The 17,321-nt window shown below is 42.0% G+C and carries 15 protein-coding genes and 2 tRNA genes; 12 read left to right on the top strand and 5 right to left on the bottom strand.

Annotated elements, in window-relative coordinates:
• The first annotated feature begins 2 nt into the window (after window positions 1-2).
• The 4 genes from PP2015_RS01265 to PP2015_RS01280 all read left to right on the top strand — a co-directional run bounded on the left by PP2015_RS01265 (window position 3) and on the right by PP2015_RS01280 (window position 6,268).
• Entirely contained in the window at window positions 3-1,262 is a 1,260-nt protein-coding gene (locus tag PP2015_RS01265; protein ID WP_083496482.1) for an endonuclease/exonuclease/phosphatase family protein, read from the top strand.
• 246 nt (window positions 1,263-1,508) lie between these two features.
• Complete coding sequence (locus tag PP2015_RS01270) at window positions 1,509-2,573, top strand: efflux RND transporter periplasmic adaptor subunit (RefSeq protein ID WP_058028550.1); 1,065 nt, start codon at window positions 1,509-1,511, stop codon at window positions 2,571-2,573.
• The gene (locus tag PP2015_RS01275; RefSeq protein WP_058028551.1) at window positions 2,573-5,626 is read left to right on the top strand and encodes an efflux RND transporter permease subunit; all 3,054 of its coding nucleotides are present in this window, start codon (window positions 2,573-2,575) and stop codon (window positions 5,624-5,626) included. Before PP2015_RS01270 ends, PP2015_RS01275 begins: the two co-directional genes overlap by 1 nt.
• 156 nt (window positions 5,627-5,782) lie before the next feature.
• Window positions 5,783-6,268 carry a DUF3016 domain-containing protein gene (locus PP2015_RS01280; RefSeq protein ID WP_058028552.1) on the top strand — a complete coding sequence of 162 codons (486 nt, stop codon included), beginning with the start codon at window positions 5,783-5,785 and terminating at the stop codon, window positions 6,266-6,268.
• A 59-nt stretch (window positions 6,269-6,327) separates the two neighbouring features.
• Here the strand turns inward: PP2015_RS01280 and PP2015_RS01285 are convergent, their stop codons facing one another.
• From PP2015_RS01285 to coaBC, 3 genes are all read right to left on the bottom strand, one after another.
• On the bottom strand, window positions 6,328-9,084 hold the full coding sequence (locus tag PP2015_RS01285) for a S9 family peptidase (RefSeq protein WP_058028553.1): 2,757 nt from the start codon (window positions 9,082-9,084) through the stop codon (window positions 6,328-6,330).
• A gap of 563 nt (window positions 9,085-9,647) precedes the next feature.
• Window positions 9,648-10,238, bottom strand: a complete 591-nt coding sequence (gene slmA / locus PP2015_RS01290; RefSeq protein WP_058028554.1) for a nucleoid occlusion factor SlmA — start codon at window positions 10,236-10,238, stop codon at window positions 9,648-9,650.
• 181 nt (window positions 10,239-10,419) lie between these two features.
• Window positions 10,420-11,607 carry a bifunctional phosphopantothenoylcysteine decarboxylase/phosphopantothenate--cysteine ligase CoaBC gene (gene coaBC, locus PP2015_RS01295; protein ID WP_058028555.1) on the bottom strand — a complete coding sequence of 396 codons (1,188 nt, stop codon included), beginning with the start codon at window positions 11,605-11,607 and terminating at the stop codon, window positions 10,420-10,422.
• A 132-nt stretch (window positions 11,608-11,739) separates the two neighbouring features.
• Here coaBC and radC point away from each other — a divergent pair, with 132 nt between their 5' ends.
• The 3 genes from radC to rpmG all read left to right on the top strand — a co-directional run bounded on the left by radC (window position 11,740) and on the right by rpmG (window position 13,090).
• Window positions 11,740-12,414, top strand: a complete 675-nt coding sequence (gene radC / locus PP2015_RS01300; RefSeq protein WP_058028556.1) for a RadC family protein — start codon at window positions 11,740-11,742, stop codon at window positions 12,412-12,414.
• 272 nt (window positions 12,415-12,686) lie between these two features.
• On the top strand, window positions 12,687-12,923 hold the full coding sequence (gene rpmB / locus PP2015_RS01305; protein ID WP_058028557.1) for a 50S ribosomal protein L28: 237 nt from the start codon (window positions 12,687-12,689) through the stop codon (window positions 12,921-12,923).
• Window positions 12,924-12,934: 11 nt separating this feature from the next.
• The gene (gene rpmG / locus PP2015_RS01310; RefSeq protein WP_005493124.1) at window positions 12,935-13,090 is read left to right on the top strand and encodes a 50S ribosomal protein L33; all 156 of its coding nucleotides are present in this window, start codon (window positions 12,935-12,937) and stop codon (window positions 13,088-13,090) included.
• Window positions 13,091-13,233: 143 nt separating this feature from the next.
• Here rpmG and asd read toward each other — a convergent pair whose 3' ends face one another.
• Window positions 13,234-14,091: an archaetidylserine decarboxylase gene (asd, locus tag PP2015_RS01315; RefSeq protein WP_058028558.1), complete on the bottom strand. Its 858-nt coding sequence runs from the start codon at window positions 14,089-14,091 to the stop codon at window positions 13,234-13,236.
• A 60-nt stretch (window positions 14,092-14,151) separates the two neighbouring features.
• Window positions 14,152-15,210 carry a small ribosomal subunit biogenesis GTPase RsgA gene (gene rsgA, locus PP2015_RS01320; RefSeq protein ID WP_058028559.1) on the bottom strand — a complete coding sequence of 353 codons (1,059 nt, stop codon included), beginning with the start codon at window positions 15,208-15,210 and terminating at the stop codon, window positions 14,152-14,154.
• A gap of 202 nt (window positions 15,211-15,412) precedes the next feature.
• Between rsgA and orn the strand changes: the two genes are divergently transcribed.
• From orn to priB, 5 genes are all read left to right on the top strand, one after another.
• Complete coding sequence (gene orn / locus PP2015_RS01325; protein WP_058028560.1) at window positions 15,413-15,958, top strand: oligoribonuclease; 546 nt, start codon at window positions 15,413-15,415, stop codon at window positions 15,956-15,958.
• Window positions 15,959-16,148: 190 nt separating this feature from the next.
• Window positions 16,149-16,224 (top strand) — tRNA-Gly (locus PP2015_RS01330).
• Window positions 16,225-16,356: 132 nt separating this feature from the next.
• Window positions 16,357-16,432: transfer RNA gene (locus PP2015_RS01335), tRNA-Gly, on the top strand.
• A 189-nt stretch (window positions 16,433-16,621) separates the two neighbouring features.
• Window positions 16,622-16,963, top strand: coding sequence for a 30S ribosomal protein S6 (gene rpsF / locus PP2015_RS01340; RefSeq protein WP_058028561.1), 342 nt, complete (start codon window positions 16,622-16,624; stop codon window positions 16,961-16,963).
• Between the two features lie 29 nt (window positions 16,964-16,992).
• Complete coding sequence (gene priB, locus PP2015_RS01345; protein ID WP_058028562.1) at window positions 16,993-17,316, top strand: primosomal replication protein N; 324 nt, start codon at window positions 16,993-16,995, stop codon at window positions 17,314-17,316.
• Window positions 17,317-17,321 lie beyond the last annotated feature (5 nt).

Here is a 17,321-nt window from a genome sequence, read left to right on the forward strand (position 1 = left end):
TCATGAATAAAAGTGCATTGGCGTTTTGCCTGTTGGCGAGTTTAAGTGTGGCGGGGTGTTCTCTGAATAATTTAGACACTGCAGAGTCAGCAAACTTGTCATCTCAAGAAACACAAAGCCAAACACAAACCAGTGATCTGGGTGTGCCTGCCAAGCAAGGTGAGCTTCGAGTTGCTGTTTTTAATGCATACTTAAATCGCAAAAATGCCGGCGATATTCTGGCCGATGTACAAAGCGGTGACGATACACAAATTAAAAAAGTGGCAGAGATCATCCAACGCGTTCGCCCAGAGGTGTTATTACTGGCGGAGTTCGATTATGTAGCCGATGGCAGTGCAGTAAAAGCGCTAATTAAAAATTACTTAAACGTCAGTCAAAATGGCGTAAAAGGCATTGATTATCCTTATTTTTACCTTGCAGAATCTAACACAGGTATTGTCACTGAATTTGATCTAAACAATGATGGCAAAGCGGGTGTCGGCGGTGGCGACGCTTATGGCTTTGGGGTCTTTCCTGGGCAATATGCCATGGTGTTGTTATCGCAGTATCCAATCATCACTGATGAAGTGCGCACCTTTCAAAAGTTTTTATGGAAAGACATGCCTAATGTCACGTTGCCAGTAAACCCTGAGACAGGCGAAGCCTGGTATAACGAGGAAGAGCTTGAAATATTTAGGTTGTCGTCGAAAAGCCATTGGGATGTGCCAGTAAAAGTGGGTAATGAAGTCATTCATGTGCTTGCCAGTCACCCAACACCGCCCGTGTTTGACGGTAAAGAAGACCGCAATGGCTTACGTAATCATGATGAAATTCGCTTTTGGTGGGATTATGTGGATCCAAATGCATCAGACTACATTTATGACGATCACGGTCAAAAGGGCGGGTTAGGTAAGAATAAGCGCTTTGTGATCATGGGCGATTTAAATGCGTCTCCTGATGAAGGTAATGGCACGGGTAACCCAATGGCTAAATTATTTGCCAGTGAATATATCAATGGCAACCTTACGCCTATTAGTGTGGGCGGCGTTGAGAATGCGCCAAATAATCAGTTTGCTGCAACCCATACTGCCGATTGGAAGATGCGTGCTGATTATGTGATCCCATCAACATTTGGCATTCAGGTTGAGCAAACTGCGGTGTTTTGGCCGAGTAAAAGCGATACGAACTATCATCTAGTCGGGCCGGGCCTGCAAAGTTCAGATCATCGTCTAGTTTGGTCTGATATCACATTAAGTAAGCAGGCAACTGACGATACTAAGTAAAGCGATAAAATAATTTATTGCACCACATTATTTATTTTAAAACTTTCTTGCAAACCGAAGCTCAAAGGCTTCGGTTTTTTTATGCCTGAAAACGTAAAATATGGCATCTAAATCGATAATAAAATTTTTAGAATACAGCCTGTTATTCTCATAAAAGTTGAAAAGTCGACTAGAATTAATGGCATGTAATTATAGAGTGTTACATCCCGCCCTTTGGAATAACAACTACATCATGGTGATAAGACAATGAAAACAAGACAAATGCTTATGATGGTCGCAACTTTGACGATCATACTCGCTGGCTGTTCTGAGCCGCAAAGTGATATGGCCAATCAAGAACAACTAAGGCCAGTCAGAACATTGCAACTTGTTGAGCAAACTGAAGGACCATTACAGGAGTTTCCGGCTGTTGTGGATGCAGCGAGTACCGCAGACTTGTCGTTTAAAGTGTCAGGCTCTATTACCGATTTATATGTAAAGCAAGGTCAACCGGTACAAGCGGGTGATCTTATAGCGCATATAGATGATACAGATTATAAACTGGCAGTAGACGAAGCTCAGGCAAATTTTGATAAGGCTAAAGCTGATTTTGCTAGAGCTGAACAATTGATTGTCTCGGGTACCATTAGTCAGTCAGATTACGATAAATTAAAGTCGCAATTTACGAGCGCTAAAACCAAATTAGCAAATGCGAAAAACAATCTTGCATATACCACTTTAAAAGCCTCATTTACCGGTGTTGTATCGCGAACTCATGTAGAACAATTTGAAGAGATACAAGCCAAACAGGCCATAGCGACATTACAAGATATCGAACATATTAACTTAAAAGTGAATGTGCCTGAAAGCATCATGATCCGCGTGAGTAAAGATGCACCAAAACAAGTCTTTGCTGAATTTGCAGCGATAAAAGAAGAGCGTTTTCCGCTGGAGTTTGTCGAAGTAAGCACACAGGCTGATGAAGCGACAAAAACATATGAAGTGACTTTCAGTATGTTGCCGCCTGAGGGCTACAATATTTTACCTGGTATGACGGCAAAAGTGATGGCGGGGACGCCAAGTCGCACAGCTGCAAATCTATATTTACCTTTAGCGACCGTACTAAAAGATAATCAGGGTAATTATGTGTGGACGGTCGAGTCTCAAGGGGCTAATAAAGGCAAAATAACTAAAACGCCAGTCGTCATTGGCGAAATCTCATCGTTAGGTTTTCCTGTTATATCGGGTGTTGAGCAAGGCACTTTCATCGTGACTGCGGGTATGAGCAAGGTAACCGACGGGCAAATAGTGAAGTTTTCAGGAGGTAAGTAATGAATATTACTCGCCTCGCTCTAGAAAATAATCGCACCACATGGGTGTTGATCTTGGTGCTCTTATTGTCGGGTATACTCGCCTTTGAAAAAATGCCGAAAGACTATGATCCGGGTTTTATTATCCGTACTGCACAAGTGGTGACTTACTTTCCTGGTGCTAGCCCACAGCGTGTTGAAGAGCTAGTGACAGATAAAATCGAGAAAGTCGTGCAACAAATTCCTGAGCTTGATTTTGTCAGTAGCACCTCAAAAACGGGGGTATCAATTGTCAGCGTCAATATTAAAGAAAGCTACAAAGAAATGCGGCCGATTTGGGATAACTTGCGTCGTAAAATTCAATCCATAGAAAAAGATCTACCAAGTGACGCGCAAACGCCTATCGTGAATGATGAGTTTGGAGATGTGTTTGGCGTAGTTATTGGCTTAACTGCCGAAGGCTATACCTATCGCGAAATGGAAGAAGTGGCTGAGCAAGTGCGAGATCAACTGCTACGCTTACCAGAGGCTGCTAAAGTCGACATTTTTGGGGTGCAAGAACAGCGTGTCTTTATTGAATTTGAAAATGCCAAAATGGCAGCATTGGGCATCACCCCAAATCAATTAAAAGATCAACTTGCGGCTCGTAATATAGTCAACCCAGGTGGCTCAATTTATATTGAAGATGAAACTTTGGCGTTAGAACCAAGTGGTAACTTTGAGTCAGTTGAAGATATTGCCAATACCATCATCAATGTATCGGGTAGCCAGCAAGTGATCTTGCTCAGTGATATTGCCCGTGTCTATCGTGATTACGTCGACCCAGCGAAGAGCAAGGTAAGAGTTGCCCAGCAAAGCGGCATGACCATCGCCATTTCTATGCGTCAAGGCGGTAACAACCTGCTACTCGGTGAGCAAGTGATTAACGCTTTACATCACCTTGAGTCGGTTTATCCGATTGGAGTTGAGTTCAAGCTGCTGTCATTTTTGCCTAAAGAAGTTGAAAAGAAAGTCTCGGACTTTGTGTCTAACTTATTGCAAGCGGTTTTAGTCGTGACTGTGGTTATGTTGTTTAGTCTTGGCCTAAGAACAGGTTTGATTGTCGCGAGTCTTATTCCAATGAGTATGGTGTTAGGCATTTTGGTGATGTCGTTTTTCAATATCAGCATAGACCAAATCTCTTTGGCAGCATTGATCATCGCATTAGGCATGCTGGTAGACAACGGTATTGTGATGTCTGAAAACATCATGGTTCAGATGGAACGAGGGAAAGCGGCCATAGATGCAGCCGTTGATTCGGCACAAGAGCTGAAAATTCCATTGCTGGTGTCGTCTCTCACAACGGGCGCGGCGTTTTTACCTATCTTTTTAGCAGAATCGACGACGGGGGAATATACCGCGTCGCTATTTAAAGTGGTGACCATTACCTTGTTATGTTCTTGGTTATTGGCGATGACCATGATCCCCATGCTATGTGTGTACTTTACTAAAGTGAAAAAAGAGTCAGCCAATTACGACACAGGCTTTTATCTGTTCTATAAAAACATTTTAGCAGGACTGATTAAGTACCGTTGGTTCACGGTTCTAGGTTGTGTGGGTATGTTGTTTATTGCTATCCAAGGTATGCAGTATGTGCCTAAATTGTTCTTCCCTCCGTCAGACCGTGATTATTTCAAAGTTGAATTAGAGCTTCCTATTGGTACGCGCATTACTACGACAGAGTCGGTGGTGCGTGATGTGGAATCGTTTATTGCTAACAACTTAAAAGTCAACGAACAAACAGATCAAGGCGTTACTGATTGGGTGAGCTATATCGGTAATGGTGGGCCTAGGTTTTTGTTAACACACAGTCCTGAGCCAACCAGCTCGAACTATGCCTTAATGATCATTACCACGACGTCGTACAAACATATCGATAAAGTGATGAAGCAAATTGAAGGCTATGCGTTGGCGCGTCACCCAGATCTGCTCTTAAAACTGCGTAAAATCGAAAATGGTGCACCGATAGCAAACCCGGTTGAAGTGAGGTTACTTGGTGATGACATCAATGTACTGATGGGGATTGTTGATGAGCTAAAAGCGAAAATGCGCGAAACAGCGGGCTTAAAGTCAATCAGCGACGATTGGGGTTTACCAATTAAAAAGCTGCAAATCAAAATCGACCAAGCACGAGCGCGTAGAGCGGGCTTGTCTAGCCGAGATATTGCAAATTCATTGCAAACGGGCTTGAGTGGCATGGAGCTTACCAAATACCGAGAGGGCGATGAGCTTATTCCGATTACCTTGCGTTCGATTGCAGGTGATAGACAAGATATTGGCAAGTTAGAGGCTATGGTAGTGTATTCGCAAGCAACAGGTCGTTCAGTGCCTCTGAAGCAAGTTGCTGACATCGAAGTTGTTTGGGAAAGCGCACAGATTTTACGTCGTGATCGCCTAAAAGCCGTTAAAGTTGGGGCGCAAATCGAAGGTATCACCGCTAATGAAGGATTTGCCCAGTTGCTCCCTTGGCTTGAGGAACAAAAAGCAAATTGGCCTTATGGCTATGACTATGAGCTCGGTGGTGAAGCAGAGTCATCAGGCAAGGCCAATCAATCAATTGCTGATAAGATGCCGATAGCCGTCTTCATTATTGTGATTCTATTAATTGGCCAATTTAACTCGATTCGTAAGTCGGTCATTGTGCTTACAACTATCCCACTTGGTTTTGTCGGTGTAGTGGCTGCATTATTACTCGGCCAGTCATTTTTTGGTTTTATGACACTACTGGGTGTAATTTCGCTGGCGGGTATTGTGATCAACAACGCGATTGTATTGCTTGAGCGCATTAAGATGGAGTTAGATGAAGACAGCAGTCATCCTATACAAGCCATTATTTATGCAGCACAGCAACGTATGCGACCAATTTTACTGACGACAGCAACAACAGTATTGGGCTTAATTCCATTGTACTTAGGCGGCGGCGAAATGTGGGAGCCTATGGCGTTGACTATTATGGGTGGGCTGTTGTTTTCGACCCTTTTGACCTTAGGAGTCGTGCCTGTCTTGTATGCGTTACTTTTCCGTATGAAAAAGTAACAAACTAGCATCGAGCGTGTCTAAGTGTAAAAGTGTGTAATTCTGACCCTAAAAAGGTTCCCATTACGCACTTTTTTGACCATTATATGTCCAAACTACTAAACCTTATCTGTTTAGATGATTTGGTGTGGTTATGAAAGTCTTTAGGAGATCATCATGAAAAAGCTATGTTTTACTTTACTCGCTTTGAGTATGCCATTTTTAAGTATCGCTGGTGAGGCGAAAGTTACTTGGAAAGACTTTAACGATTACCGCGATGTGCACCCTGCAAATGAAGTAAAAGGGTCATATCACAAACGTGTAGCTAAGCAGTTTGAAAAACATATGAGCAAACTGGCGGAGCAGCTCCCTGAAGGTTACAAGCTGAATGTGACTTTTGACGATATCGATCTTGCAGGCGACTCAAGAATGAATATGCAAGATATACGTGTGATAAAGCCAATATATTTTCCAAAGTTGACCATCAGTTACAGTGTTGAAGATAAATATGGTGCAACGATCAGCAGTGCAGAGAAGCTCGTATTAAAAGATATGAACTTTATGGATCGCATAAAGAAAGGTCGAGATACGTCTTTTTATTATGAGAAACGGTTATTAAATGAGTGGTTTGAAGAGCAAATTTTAGTTAATACTGACGTATAAGCTTTTAAATACACTTAAATAATAAAGCCTGCAATTGCAGGCTTTATTATTTGTGTTAACTACTCTGGTTGGTGTTTAACCCCACTCTTAATCCAATCAGCAGCAGGCTTTCCCTTCAAGTGATGATCAAAGTACTCCATCATACGAATTGAGAAATCAACTTGGTTTGGAAACTTCTTCAGGTGATGAGGTTCTCCTTCGTATTGTAAGAAGATAGCATCTTTATTATGTCTACGTAGTGCTAGGTAATATTGAATACCTTCTTGCCATGGTACCGCGCCATCAGCATCGCCAAACATAATCAGCACAGGAGTATTCACTTTATCTGCAAAGAATACTGGTGAGTTCTCAATGTATAAATCAAGCGCTTGCGTCAGTGGTTTGCCGATTCGACTTTGGCCTGTTTCATATTGGAATTGACGGGCAAGCCCCGACTTTAAGCGAATGCCACTATATGCTGAGGTCATATTTGATACAGGAGCACCCGACACAACTGCTTTAAACATATCGGTTTGCGTGATCATAAAGGCACTTTGATAGCCTGCCCATGAGTGACCTTGTAAACCAATCTTTTCAGGATGTGCGACCCCCATATCAATCAGCTTTTGTGCGGCGTTGATCATGGTTTGTGTTGATGACGGGCCCGGCTTACCAATTTCAAAACGAATATCAGGTAAGAATAATGCGTAACCGTTCGAGGTAAACATTGGGAAGTTTGGCCTATGGTTTAACTCCATTTTCGGGAAGTTATACATGCGTTGGCTCATATAGCGGTAGAAATAAATAACCGTAGGTACTTTATCACCTTCTTTGTAGCCTGCAGGTTTGATTAGCACACCTTGTAAGTCTTCGCCGTTATAGCCTTTATACTGCACTAATTCAGGCTTACCACCCCAAGCAAAGTTTTTCACTTGCGGGTTTAAGTCAGTCACTTTTTTGGTTTTTGAGAATGTGCTGGTGGTTTGCCAAAAATCAGGGAACTGATGATAGCTTTCTTTGGTGAAAATGAGCTTGTCTGCGTGCTTAGCTTTAGCGACCAGCGCATAGCGGGCTTCGCCTTTTAGTACTGTTTTTACTTTACCTGTCGCTAGGTTCAGCGTTGCTACGCCCGACTGTTTATTTTCAGTGTTGTGGGTATGCAGCATTAAGGTGTCATTTGCAGCAAAACCAAGCTGATTTTTATCAAGATACTTTACGCGGTATTGGGTGTTTGTTTCTCTGCCTTTTGTTAAACGCGTAGCTTGCTGCGTGTTTACATCAAATGCCCAAATATCAAACTTTGAATATACATAAACAATTGAGCCGTCAAGTTGCCAACCCGCAAAGCCATAGCCCGGTTGTTCACTCGGGTAATCATGCTTGTCATCGGCGAAAATCGCTTCTCTGACAGCTTTGGTTAGAGGTGACATAGATTGCGATGATAAGTCTTTTAACCAAACCTGCTGGTCTTTAAAGAATGCAGCATGGCTTCCTGTTGGAGACAGACTTGGTCTAAACGGTGAGCCTTTGATGATTTGAGTTTGCTTACCTGTTTTCACATTAATGGCTGCATAGTCGTTGAAGAAGCCTTCATACATAATACGTTCTAAATGTGGCTTATCGTTACTTGCTAATAAGAAATTCGCTTCGGTGTTTAAGCGAATATTTGGTGCTTGCTCGTTAGCAAGCTGCACAACTTGCTCACCATTTAGATGGTAAACCGCTTGATAGTGGCGGTTTTTGTTCGCTTGTTGCCATGTTTTGGCTTCACGAGTTTTAATTTCAGCATCATTATTGTGCCAAACCTGTAGGCCTTTTTGGGCTCGAATCGTCTCAAAGTCAGTGAGTGACGCTTCGTCGTCGTAATTTAGTTCTTTTACTTTCGCTTCCAGTTCTGGACGGTTTTGGAAGTATAAGCGCTCGCCTTGCTCAGACCAGGTTAGTTTAGCCGTTTTTCCTGTGAACCACCCTGTTGGATTATTAATCTCTTTTAGGGTATTGGTATCACTGTGCCATAGAGTAATTTGATGGTCGCGACGACGTGTATCATCATTTACATAATTGGCCATGTTAAAAGCAACAATAGGCTTTTTAGGGTGCCAAATTGCTTGGCTTAAGGTGACCCCTGGCTCGTCGAATAAATTGCTTTGCGTTTGCGTGTTTAAATCAAAAAAGCCAATGTGGTTTTTTGCGCCATGTTCAGCATGAATATTAAATAGTACGCCATATTCTTTAGGGCTTAGCGCAAACTTACCAACATGTTCAATGGTCGTTTTGCTCATATCACGCAGGTTTACGATAACCAGAGAATAAAACTTGTCTTTTTTATCTGCCTTAATTTCGCTTTCAGGCTTGTCAGCTTTTTTGTCTGCATTATCGTCTTCTGGTTTTTCTTTGGTGCGATAAGCCAGCCAGTTACCGTCATCACTGATTTGGTAATCAACTACTTCAGCAAAGGTGGTTTGCTTATGAGTTTGTGTATCAATCAAAATAAGATGATTTTTTAATTTTTTCTTATCTTTTTTCTTGGTGGTTTCTTTTTCTAATAGGGTAGGCACTTGCGTGAATGCCACCCAGTTTGCAGCCTTGTTGATCTGTGGCTTAGTGCCTTGCGGAACACGCGCAATAATTTTGTTTGTTGTTAAGTCATAGACTAAGCCTTCACTGTTTCCGCGATAGGGCTTGGCAGAAAAAGTCAGTAATCGGCCGTTGTCAGAAAGTTGCTGACCTTGTGCATAACGAAAATCAAATACATCTTTAAATTCAAGATTTGATTTCGCCGCAACAGGCAAGCAGCACAGCACACTGGCTGCAATTAGAGAGTGGAACGCCTTCATGGTGCAAACCTAATTTTACTTATAAAGGTTTTTTTTATCACGCAGCAGGTAAAGACAAAAGAGCGATGCGGTCAATAACAGTAAGATACCAATCCTCAATAAGACTTAATCATTTTGAGGGATTAAAACTGACGTTAGCTTCGTTGAAAATTTCTTACTTAGAACAACTAAATAACCTGAGCTTCGGATAATTAACAACTCTCTAGCTGTCATTTTTAACGCTAGCTGCGTTGAATTTATTTTCAATAGCCTGCTATTGCTTCATAAATTCGCCTTGCTATCCCTAAAAATTTCAGGCTAGACGAGAAGGTAAGTTAAAAAGTCTGCAAAACAAAGTTTATCTTATTTCTTATCCAAACCTCAGGTTAAATAGCAAAATTTCGCCTTGCCTACATGGAAGTAGGTACCTCAGCGATAGCAGGGCGCGTAAGCGGTGCTACCGGCAAGTTTTACTTGCCTCAAAATAGATCACTTAATTAAGAGGATTGGTATGAGAGGTGAAACAGTGATTTTTGGACACAAAAAAAGCGACATCCGTCGCTTTTCTAGAGATTAATTGGCGATTAAGCCAACCAGATTTTTTGTAACTCTTGCCACTGTGCTTCGAATTGGCTGCTTGGGCGGGTTTTAAAATCACTGCGAACAAACTGATTCATCTTGCCTTCGATATAAGCTAAGAAGAAATTGGCCAATGCAGCTTCGTCGGTGGTAAAGGCTTTACCTTCTCGAAGTTTACGTTCACGAAGAACTTGTTTGAACTGGGTTTCTAACTTTTCAAATAGGCCTTGAATACGTTCACGCAAACGCTCTTGTTCACCTTGAAGTGCATCACCTGTTAAAATACGTGTGATCCCAGGGTTTTTCTCTGCAAAAGCCAGAATGAGAAGTAAGATATTATAAACACGACCTTGGGTTTCTTTCTCGTTATCCAAAATAATATTGATTCTAGAAAGTAGAGTGTCTTCAATGAATTCAATTAAACCTTCAAACATGCGTGCTTTGCTTGGAAAGTGGCGGTATAAAGCCGCTTCAGATACCCCTACCTCAGCAGCTAATTTGGCTGTTGTGATACGTTGACCAGGGCTCGTTTCAAGCATTTGTGCGAGAGATTGTAGTATTTGCTCTTTGCGATTACTGCGCTTAGTCGCTGGCATGAATGGTCCTTTAATTTATCGTTATTATGTTCATTTTTCTGATGTAAACCCCAACTAGCTTACACTTTGTTGGGGTTATGTTAATGGTTTATTCAGCTTGGTGCCAGTGTTTTAAAGTGACTTTCATTCATGTTTTGTACTGAAAAAAGTACACCTTTGTAAGCCTTTGTTTTAAGTGTTTTTATAGCTTTTCGGCAAGTGCCTTTAGTAGAGACATTGCTAACTCAGCTTTACTATTAACCCCTAAATTGCGCTGATCATCTTGCCAGAATAATGTTAACGCATTGTGATCTGAATTAAAGCCAAGTCCTTCTTGAGAGACATCATTGGCACAGATCATATTAAGATTTTTCTTCTGTAACTTACCTTTGGCATATTTTTCAACATCTTGTGTTTCAGCGGCAAAACCTACTGTATAAGGACGATTTCTTTGAAGGGCGGCAACTTCGGCAATGATGTCAGGATTTTTCACCATAGTTAGGGTGATTTCGTCGCCTTGTTTTTTGATTTTTTGCTCAGCCACATTCGCGGCACGATAGTCAGCAACGGCAGCGCAACCGATAAAAATATCTGAGGATTGCGCATGCTCAAGCGCGGCGTCTCGCATCTCTAATGCGCTACTGACTTTAATGACCTCTGCGCCGACTGGTGGCGTTAAAATTACAGGGCCTGAAATAAGGGTTACCTTTGCACCCAATTTAAGAGCGGCTTCTGCAATGGCATAACCCATCTTGCCAGAGCTGTGATTGCTGATATAACGAACAGGGTCGAGGGCTTCTCGCGTTGGACCTGCTGTAATCGTAATGGTTTTGCCAGCGAGTACTGGCTCAATGTTATCGCTTGTACATAATTCTACCAGCTCCATTGGCTCTAGCATTCGACCTGCACCTATATCACCACATGCTTGCTCACCTTTACCTGGACCCCAGATATCTACACCTCGTTCAGCCAGTGTATTTAAGTTTGCTTGTGTTGCTGCGTGCGCATACATTTGTTGGTTCATCGCCGGCGCAACCGCGATTCTAGCTGGCGTGGCAAGTAATAAAGTAGTGAGTAAATCGTCGGCAATACCCGCTGCCATTTTTGCGATGATGTTTGAGCTAGCCGGGGCTACGAGGATTAAATCTGCCCATTTGGCAAATTCAATATGGCCCATGGCCGCCTCTGCGCTTGGATCGAGTAATGAGTCAGAAACAGGTTCTCCAGATACTGCTTGCATAGTCAGTGGGGTAATAAAGTGCTTGGCAGAGTCGGTCATGACTACTTTGACGTTGCAGTTACGCTCTTTTAAGCGTCGTACTAATTCAGCACATTTATAAGCAGCAATACCGCCACTGATCCCCAAAACAATATTTTTTGCCTGTTTCATAGCTTGATAAATCCAGTGAAAACTTGCCTAAACTCTACCATAGAGAAGTGTCAGAGGGGTAACCCGCTTTTGCCTTTTATACTCCTTTGACTACACTTTAGCGTTGAATAATAAAGGAATGAAGGACTAATTATGCAATTGAGTGCATTACCCAAACACACCCTACCGAGAGAAAAGTTACTAAAAAAAGGCCCGCATGCATTGAGTGATGCAGAGCTTTTGGCAATATTTTTAAGAACAGGTATCGCCGGCATGAATGCCATAGAGCTGGCTGAATCACTGTTAACACAAAGTAGGTCATTACAAAACTTGTTTAATGCCAGTCTAAAAGAGTTTTCAGCATTGAAGGGCTTGGGAGAAGCTAAATATGTACAATTACAAGCTGTGCTTGAATTGAGTAAGCGCTATATGCGTGAAGCATGCTTACGCGACACGGTATTTACGTCACCTGATGCGGTAAATGACTATTTGTGCTTGCAGTTAAAAGGGTTAGAACACGAAGTGTTTATGGCGCTGTATTTAGATAACCAGAATCAACTTATTCATGATGAGATCTTATTTAATGGCACTATTAACGCAGCGAGTGTTTATCCTAGGGAAGTAGTCAAAGCGGCATTGAAGCACAATGCGGCGTCATTAATTTTTGCCCATAATCATCCTAGCGGTATTGCTGAGCCAAGCGAAGCTGATAAGTTAATTACCCAAAAATTGCAAAAAGCGCTCGCTTTAGTGGACATTCATGTATTAGATCACCTTATTGTGGCAGGAAATCGCTGCATATCTTTTGCACAGCGAGGCTTGATTTAAGTGATTTACAGAAAGAAAACGTTAAAAAACGCAGCTTTGCTCAAAATATTGCAAATTAGTTTAATTTAAATGCAGTTTTTACTTTCCTAAGCACGATTCGATCATTATAATTGGCCGCTATCAAATTTACATATGAGCTGATTGATAGGACTAGATCCTTGATCTTTGCCTGCTAATGCTGTATAAAGAGCGCCCTCTGATTTACCCCAGGGCAAACAGTTAAGGCCCAAGGGAAAATTAAGCTCGAGCGAAGTTATTGGAGATATATAGACATGTCTAAAGTCTGTCAAGTTACAGGTAAGCGCCCAGTGGTAGGTAACCACCGTTCACATGCGCGCAACGCTACTAAGCGTCGCTTCCTACCTAACCTACAAACACACCGTTTCTGGGTTGAAAGCGAAAAACGTTTTGTTACTTTACGTACTACTACTAAAGGTATGCGTATTATCGATAAAAAAGGCATCGACGCGGTATTAGTAGATATCCGTGCTCGCGGCGAAAAAGTTTAAGGAGCTGAATCATGCGTGATAAGATCCGTTTAGTTTCAACTGCTGGTACTGGTTATTTCTACACTACCGACAAGAACAAGCGTAACATGCCTGAAAAAATGGAAATCAAAAAGTACGATCCTAAAGTACGTAAGCACGTGATTTTCAAAGAAGCTAAAATCAAGTAATTTTAGTTTTAAAGAATTCAAAGACCCAGCCTTGGCTGGGTTTTTTGTTTTTAATAAAGCGAGTTTTTAGATTCTAAAAAAGCCATCTATACAAAGTATGATGGCTTTTCTGTTTATACCAATTGCCTAAAATTCAATGAGTATTATTTAATTGTTGCGAATGGCGTGCCCATGCGAGTCACTGTTTCAGGCTGCTCACTATCTAAGAAGTCAGCTTGATCTTTACCCCAAGCTAAAATGACCGTTGAGCCGAGCTTAAAGCGGCCCATTTCATCGCCTTTCTTTAAGTGAATGGCTTTGTCGCCTTCAACTGGGTAATTCCAAGTCATTACATCACGACCGGCAGGTGGTGTAACTGTACCCGACCAAATCGTTTCGATGCTTGCCACAATCGTTGCACCGACTAAAGTCATCGCAAGTGGACCCACTTTGGTATCGAAAATCGCTACGACACGTTCGTTACGTGCAAACAAGTTCGGCACGTTTCTCGCTGTGAGTGGATTAACTGAGAATAGATCGCCCGGCACATAAATCATTCTACGTAGCGTGCCATCAATTGGCATGTGGATGCGGTGGTAGTCTTTTGGTGCTAAATAAATACAGGCAAATTTACCACCCATAAACGGGTCTGCATCGTCTTTATCACCACCGTGCAAGTCTTGCACGCTGTAGTTGTGGCCTTTAGCTTGAATAAGTTGACCATCAACAATATCGCCTAATTGGCTGATAGCGCCATCTACTGGGTGAGTAATAATGCTCTCATCTTCTGTTAATGGACGAATGCCTGGTTTTAATGGGCGAGTGAAGAACTCATTAAAGGTTTTATAGTGCGCAGGATCTTCGTAAAGTGCCTCGCTCATATCAATCTTGTACTGCTTGATAAACGCCTTAATCAAAGAAGTTGTCACGGAGCCTGCTTCCGCAGCAGCTAATTTACCAACTAGGCGAGAGATCCCATGCTTAGGCATGGCGTATTGCATGGCAATTTTAAATTTATCCATGGGGACTATAAATTCCTAAAAATAATTAGCGCAGATACTAACATATAAACTGTAAAATTTTTAAACTCTTGGCGCGCGAGCACCTGCGCGGCCATCAGCCATTGATTCGAGAATACGGTGATAGCTGTCAAAACGTAACTCGGTAATTTTACCCTGCTCAACGGCTTCTACCAAAATACACCCAGGGTCGTTAAGGTGTTTACAATCTCTAAAACGACAGCCGCCTATATACTCGCGGAATTCTTTAAAGCACCAAGTTACACGTTCAACATCTAGGTGCCATAGGCCAAACTCACGGATCCCCGGTGAATCAATCAGGTTTCCTCCACTAGGTAAGTGGTGTAATCGTGACACGGTTGTGGTGTGTTGACCTAGGCCGCTATTTTCAGACACTTCTTTGGTAAGAATATCAGCATTAGGGAGCACGGTATTGACCAGTGTAGATTTACCTACCCCTGATTGACCTACAAAGATGTTATTTTTACCCACTAATACTTGTTTCAGCGCGTCAATACCTTCGCCGGTTTTGGTGCTGACAAGGTGAACTTTGTAACCTAATTCACGATAAATATCTAAAATTTCGTTAATGAACTCGAGACCTTCGTCATCGATCAAGTCGATTTTATTGAGCACTAAAATAGGCTCGATACCCATATCTTCACAAGCCACTAAATATCGGTCGATAATCTGTGGGGTGAATTCAGGTAAAATTGCAGACACCATCAAGATTTGGTCAATGTTCGCTGCAACAACTTTAACGCCATCATAAAAATCAGGACGGGTAAGCTGTGAACGGCGCTCTTCAATGGCTTCGATAACTCCAGCTAAGTCGCCATCACTGACTTTGGCACGACGAAAGAATACTTCATCACCGCACACTAGACCGCCAACTGTTCTGCGAATGTTACAGCGCAAAACTTCGCCATCGATGGTTTCTATATCGGCATGTTGGCCGAAACGGCTTATTACTATTGCGTTTTCAGTCGGACCTAAATTGTCGGTTTGCCACTGGGTATCTTGTTGCTCGCTATGCTGTTGTTTAGCTTTACGCAAGCGTTTTTGATGGTTGGCACTGATCCGACGGGATTGGCCTTTACTGAGTTTCTTTTGTTTTGCCATAGTTACTTAGCTTGTCACTGATCAAAATTGCAATTAATAAAATTGCCTAAAATCACTCTGTTTACTTTGTGAGCATGGCTTAAATGGGCTATAACTCAATTAAATTAAGCGCTTTTAAAAAAAAAGCTTTAGGTAAACAAGTGAAGCTAATATGATATATCTAATTGCATTGGATCTAAAGGAAGTACCGCTAAGGTAGTTTATGTCTTTTAATGAATCAAATTTGATCTGGCTAGATCTTGAAATGACGGGCTTAGAGCCTAAAACAGATAAAATCTTAGAAATTGCTACAGTTATTACTGATGGTGATTTAAATGTATTAGCTGAAGGCCCTGTTATTGCTATTCATCAAAGCGATGAGTTGTTAGATAACATGGACGAATGGTGTACCAATCAACACGGTCGTTCAGGTTTGACAGCACGCTGTAAGGCCAGTAAGTTCACTGAAGACGATGCCATTGCACAAACTTTAGAGTTTTTAAAAGAGTGGGTACCACCAGGCAGTTCGCCTATGTGTGGCAATTCAATTGGTCAAGACCGCCGCTTTTTAAATAAGTATATGCCTGAACTTGAGGCTTACTTTCACTATCGCAACCTAGATGTGAGTACAGTGAAAGAGCTAGCTCGTCGTTGGAAACCAGAATTACTAGGTCAAGTTAAAAAGAAAAGCTCACACCTTGCACTAGACGACATAAAAGATTCAATAATGGAATTAAAGGTTTATAAAGAAAAGTTCTTTAATCTTTAAAAATTGCTTGCAAAGCACCTGCATTATTGTAGAATCCTGCCCCGCTTAAGAGAGTAACTCTGCGGGGTTTGTTTTTTTAAAGCGCAGCAATTATATTGCTAAATATTGTGATGCGGCACTAGCTCAGCTGCTTCAGGTAATAGACGCGACCTTTGCAATGTTACCTAAAATATAGAGCTAACTATGGAATGCGGCACTAGCTCAGCTGGTAGAGCGCGACCTTGCCAAGGTCGAGGTCACGAGTTCGAACCTCGTGTGCCGCTCCAACTCCTCAAGTCTTGTTTACAAGCAAACTAGTTATATAAATAACTGTCATGATGCGGCACTAGCTCAGCTGCGTCGGGTAATAGACGCGACCTTTGCGATATTACAAACAAATCAAGAGCTAAATATGGAATGCGGCACTAGCTCAGCTGGTAGAGCGCGACCTTGCCAAGGTCGAGGTCACGAGTTCGAACCTCGTGTGCCGCTCCAATCTTCTATTTCAAATATATCCTACTCACTTAGAATCTGATTAATAATTAGTCTTTTCTTGCTTTTTTCATTGCTAAAACTCCCAACTCGACGTAGAATACGCGCTCATTTCGGCTATCACATTTAGTTCCTTGCCTTCCCCCGACTGGCCGAAACGGGACAAGGCTATATTAACCGTAAGGAATATCCATGCGTCATTACGAAATCGTATTCATGGTTCACCCAGATCAAAGTGAGCAAGTACCTGGTATGATCGAGCGTTATACTGGTTCTATCACTGAAGCTGGTGGTCAAATTCACCGTCTAGAAGACTGGGGTCGTCGTCAACTGGCTTACCCAATCGAAAAGCTTCACAAAGCACACTATGTTCTAATGAACGTTGAAGCACCAACTGAAGTAATCAACGAGCTTGAAACTTCTTTCCGCTACAACGATGCAGTGCTACGTAACCTAGTTATGCGTACTAAAAACGCTGTAACTGAAGCGTCTCCTCTTGTTAAAGAAGAGAAAAAAGAAGCAGCTTCTGCTTAATCGTTATTGAATCTGGATTGATTAAATAGGTGACACAGCCAGATCTGTATACAAATCAATATGTGCTCTCGGGTACGGTTTGTAAAACACCCAAATTTAGTCAAAGCCCAGCTGGTATTCCACATTGCACGTTTGTTGTTGAACACAAATCAATGCAAGTCGAAGCCGAACTAAATAGAAATAGTTATGTTCGTCTAAGTGTGGTTGCAAGCGGTGCACAATTACAGAATCAAACACAGCATTTATACGTTGGGCAGGCAATACAAGTACGCGGTTTTTTAAATCGTCACGAAAACCGAAATGGTTTAAGTCAACTTGTTTTACATGCACAACATATTGAAAGAATTAATTGAGGAAA

It is taken from the genome of Pseudoalteromonas phenolica, from assembly GCF_001444405.1.
GTDB lineage: Bacteria > Pseudomonadota > Gammaproteobacteria > Enterobacterales > Alteromonadaceae > Pseudoalteromonas > Pseudoalteromonas phenolica.

Coding starts and splice junctions, on each gene's coding strand:
- PP2015_RS01280 (WP_058028552.1), top strand. CDS start 5,783: ATGAAAAAGCTATGTTTTACTTTACTCGCTTTGAGTATGCCATTTTTA.
- rpmG (WP_005493124.1), top strand. CDS start 12,935: ATGCGTGATAAGATCCGTTTAGTTTCAACTGCTGGTACTGGTTATTTC.
- PP2015_RS01265 (WP_083496482.1), top strand. CDS start 3: ATGAATAAAAGTGCATTGGCGTTTTGCCTGTTGGCGAGTTTAAGTGTG.
- rpmB (WP_058028557.1), top strand. CDS start 12,687: ATGTCTAAAGTCTGTCAAGTTACAGGTAAGCGCCCAGTGGTAGGTAAC.
- PP2015_RS01285 (WP_058028553.1), bottom strand. CDS start 9,084: ATGAAGGCGTTCCACTCTCTAATTGCAGCCAGTGTGCTGTGCTGCTTG.
- coaBC (WP_058028555.1), bottom strand. CDS start 11,607: ATGAAACAGGCAAAAAATATTGTTTTGGGGATCAGTGGCGGTATTGCT.
- PP2015_RS01270 (WP_058028550.1), top strand. CDS start 1,509: ATGAAAACAAGACAAATGCTTATGATGGTCGCAACTTTGACGATCATA.
- asd (WP_058028558.1), bottom strand. CDS start 14,091: ATGGATAAATTTAAAATTGCCATGCAATACGCCATGCCTAAGCATGGG.
- rsgA (WP_058028559.1), bottom strand. CDS start 15,210: ATGGCAAAACAAAAGAAACTCAGTAAAGGCCAATCCCGTCGGATCAGT.
- slmA (WP_058028554.1), bottom strand. CDS start 10,238: ATGCCAGCGACTAAGCGCAGTAATCGCAAAGAGCAAATACTACAATCT.
- radC (WP_058028556.1), top strand. CDS start 11,740: ATGCAATTGAGTGCATTACCCAAACACACCCTACCGAGAGAAAAGTTA.
- orn (WP_058028560.1), top strand. CDS start 15,413: ATGTCTTTTAATGAATCAAATTTGATCTGGCTAGATCTTGAAATGACG.
- PP2015_RS01275 (WP_058028551.1), top strand. CDS start 2,573: ATGAATATTACTCGCCTCGCTCTAGAAAATAATCGCACCACATGGGTG.
- rpsF (WP_058028561.1), top strand. CDS start 16,622: ATGCGTCATTACGAAATCGTATTCATGGTTCACCCAGATCAAAGTGAG.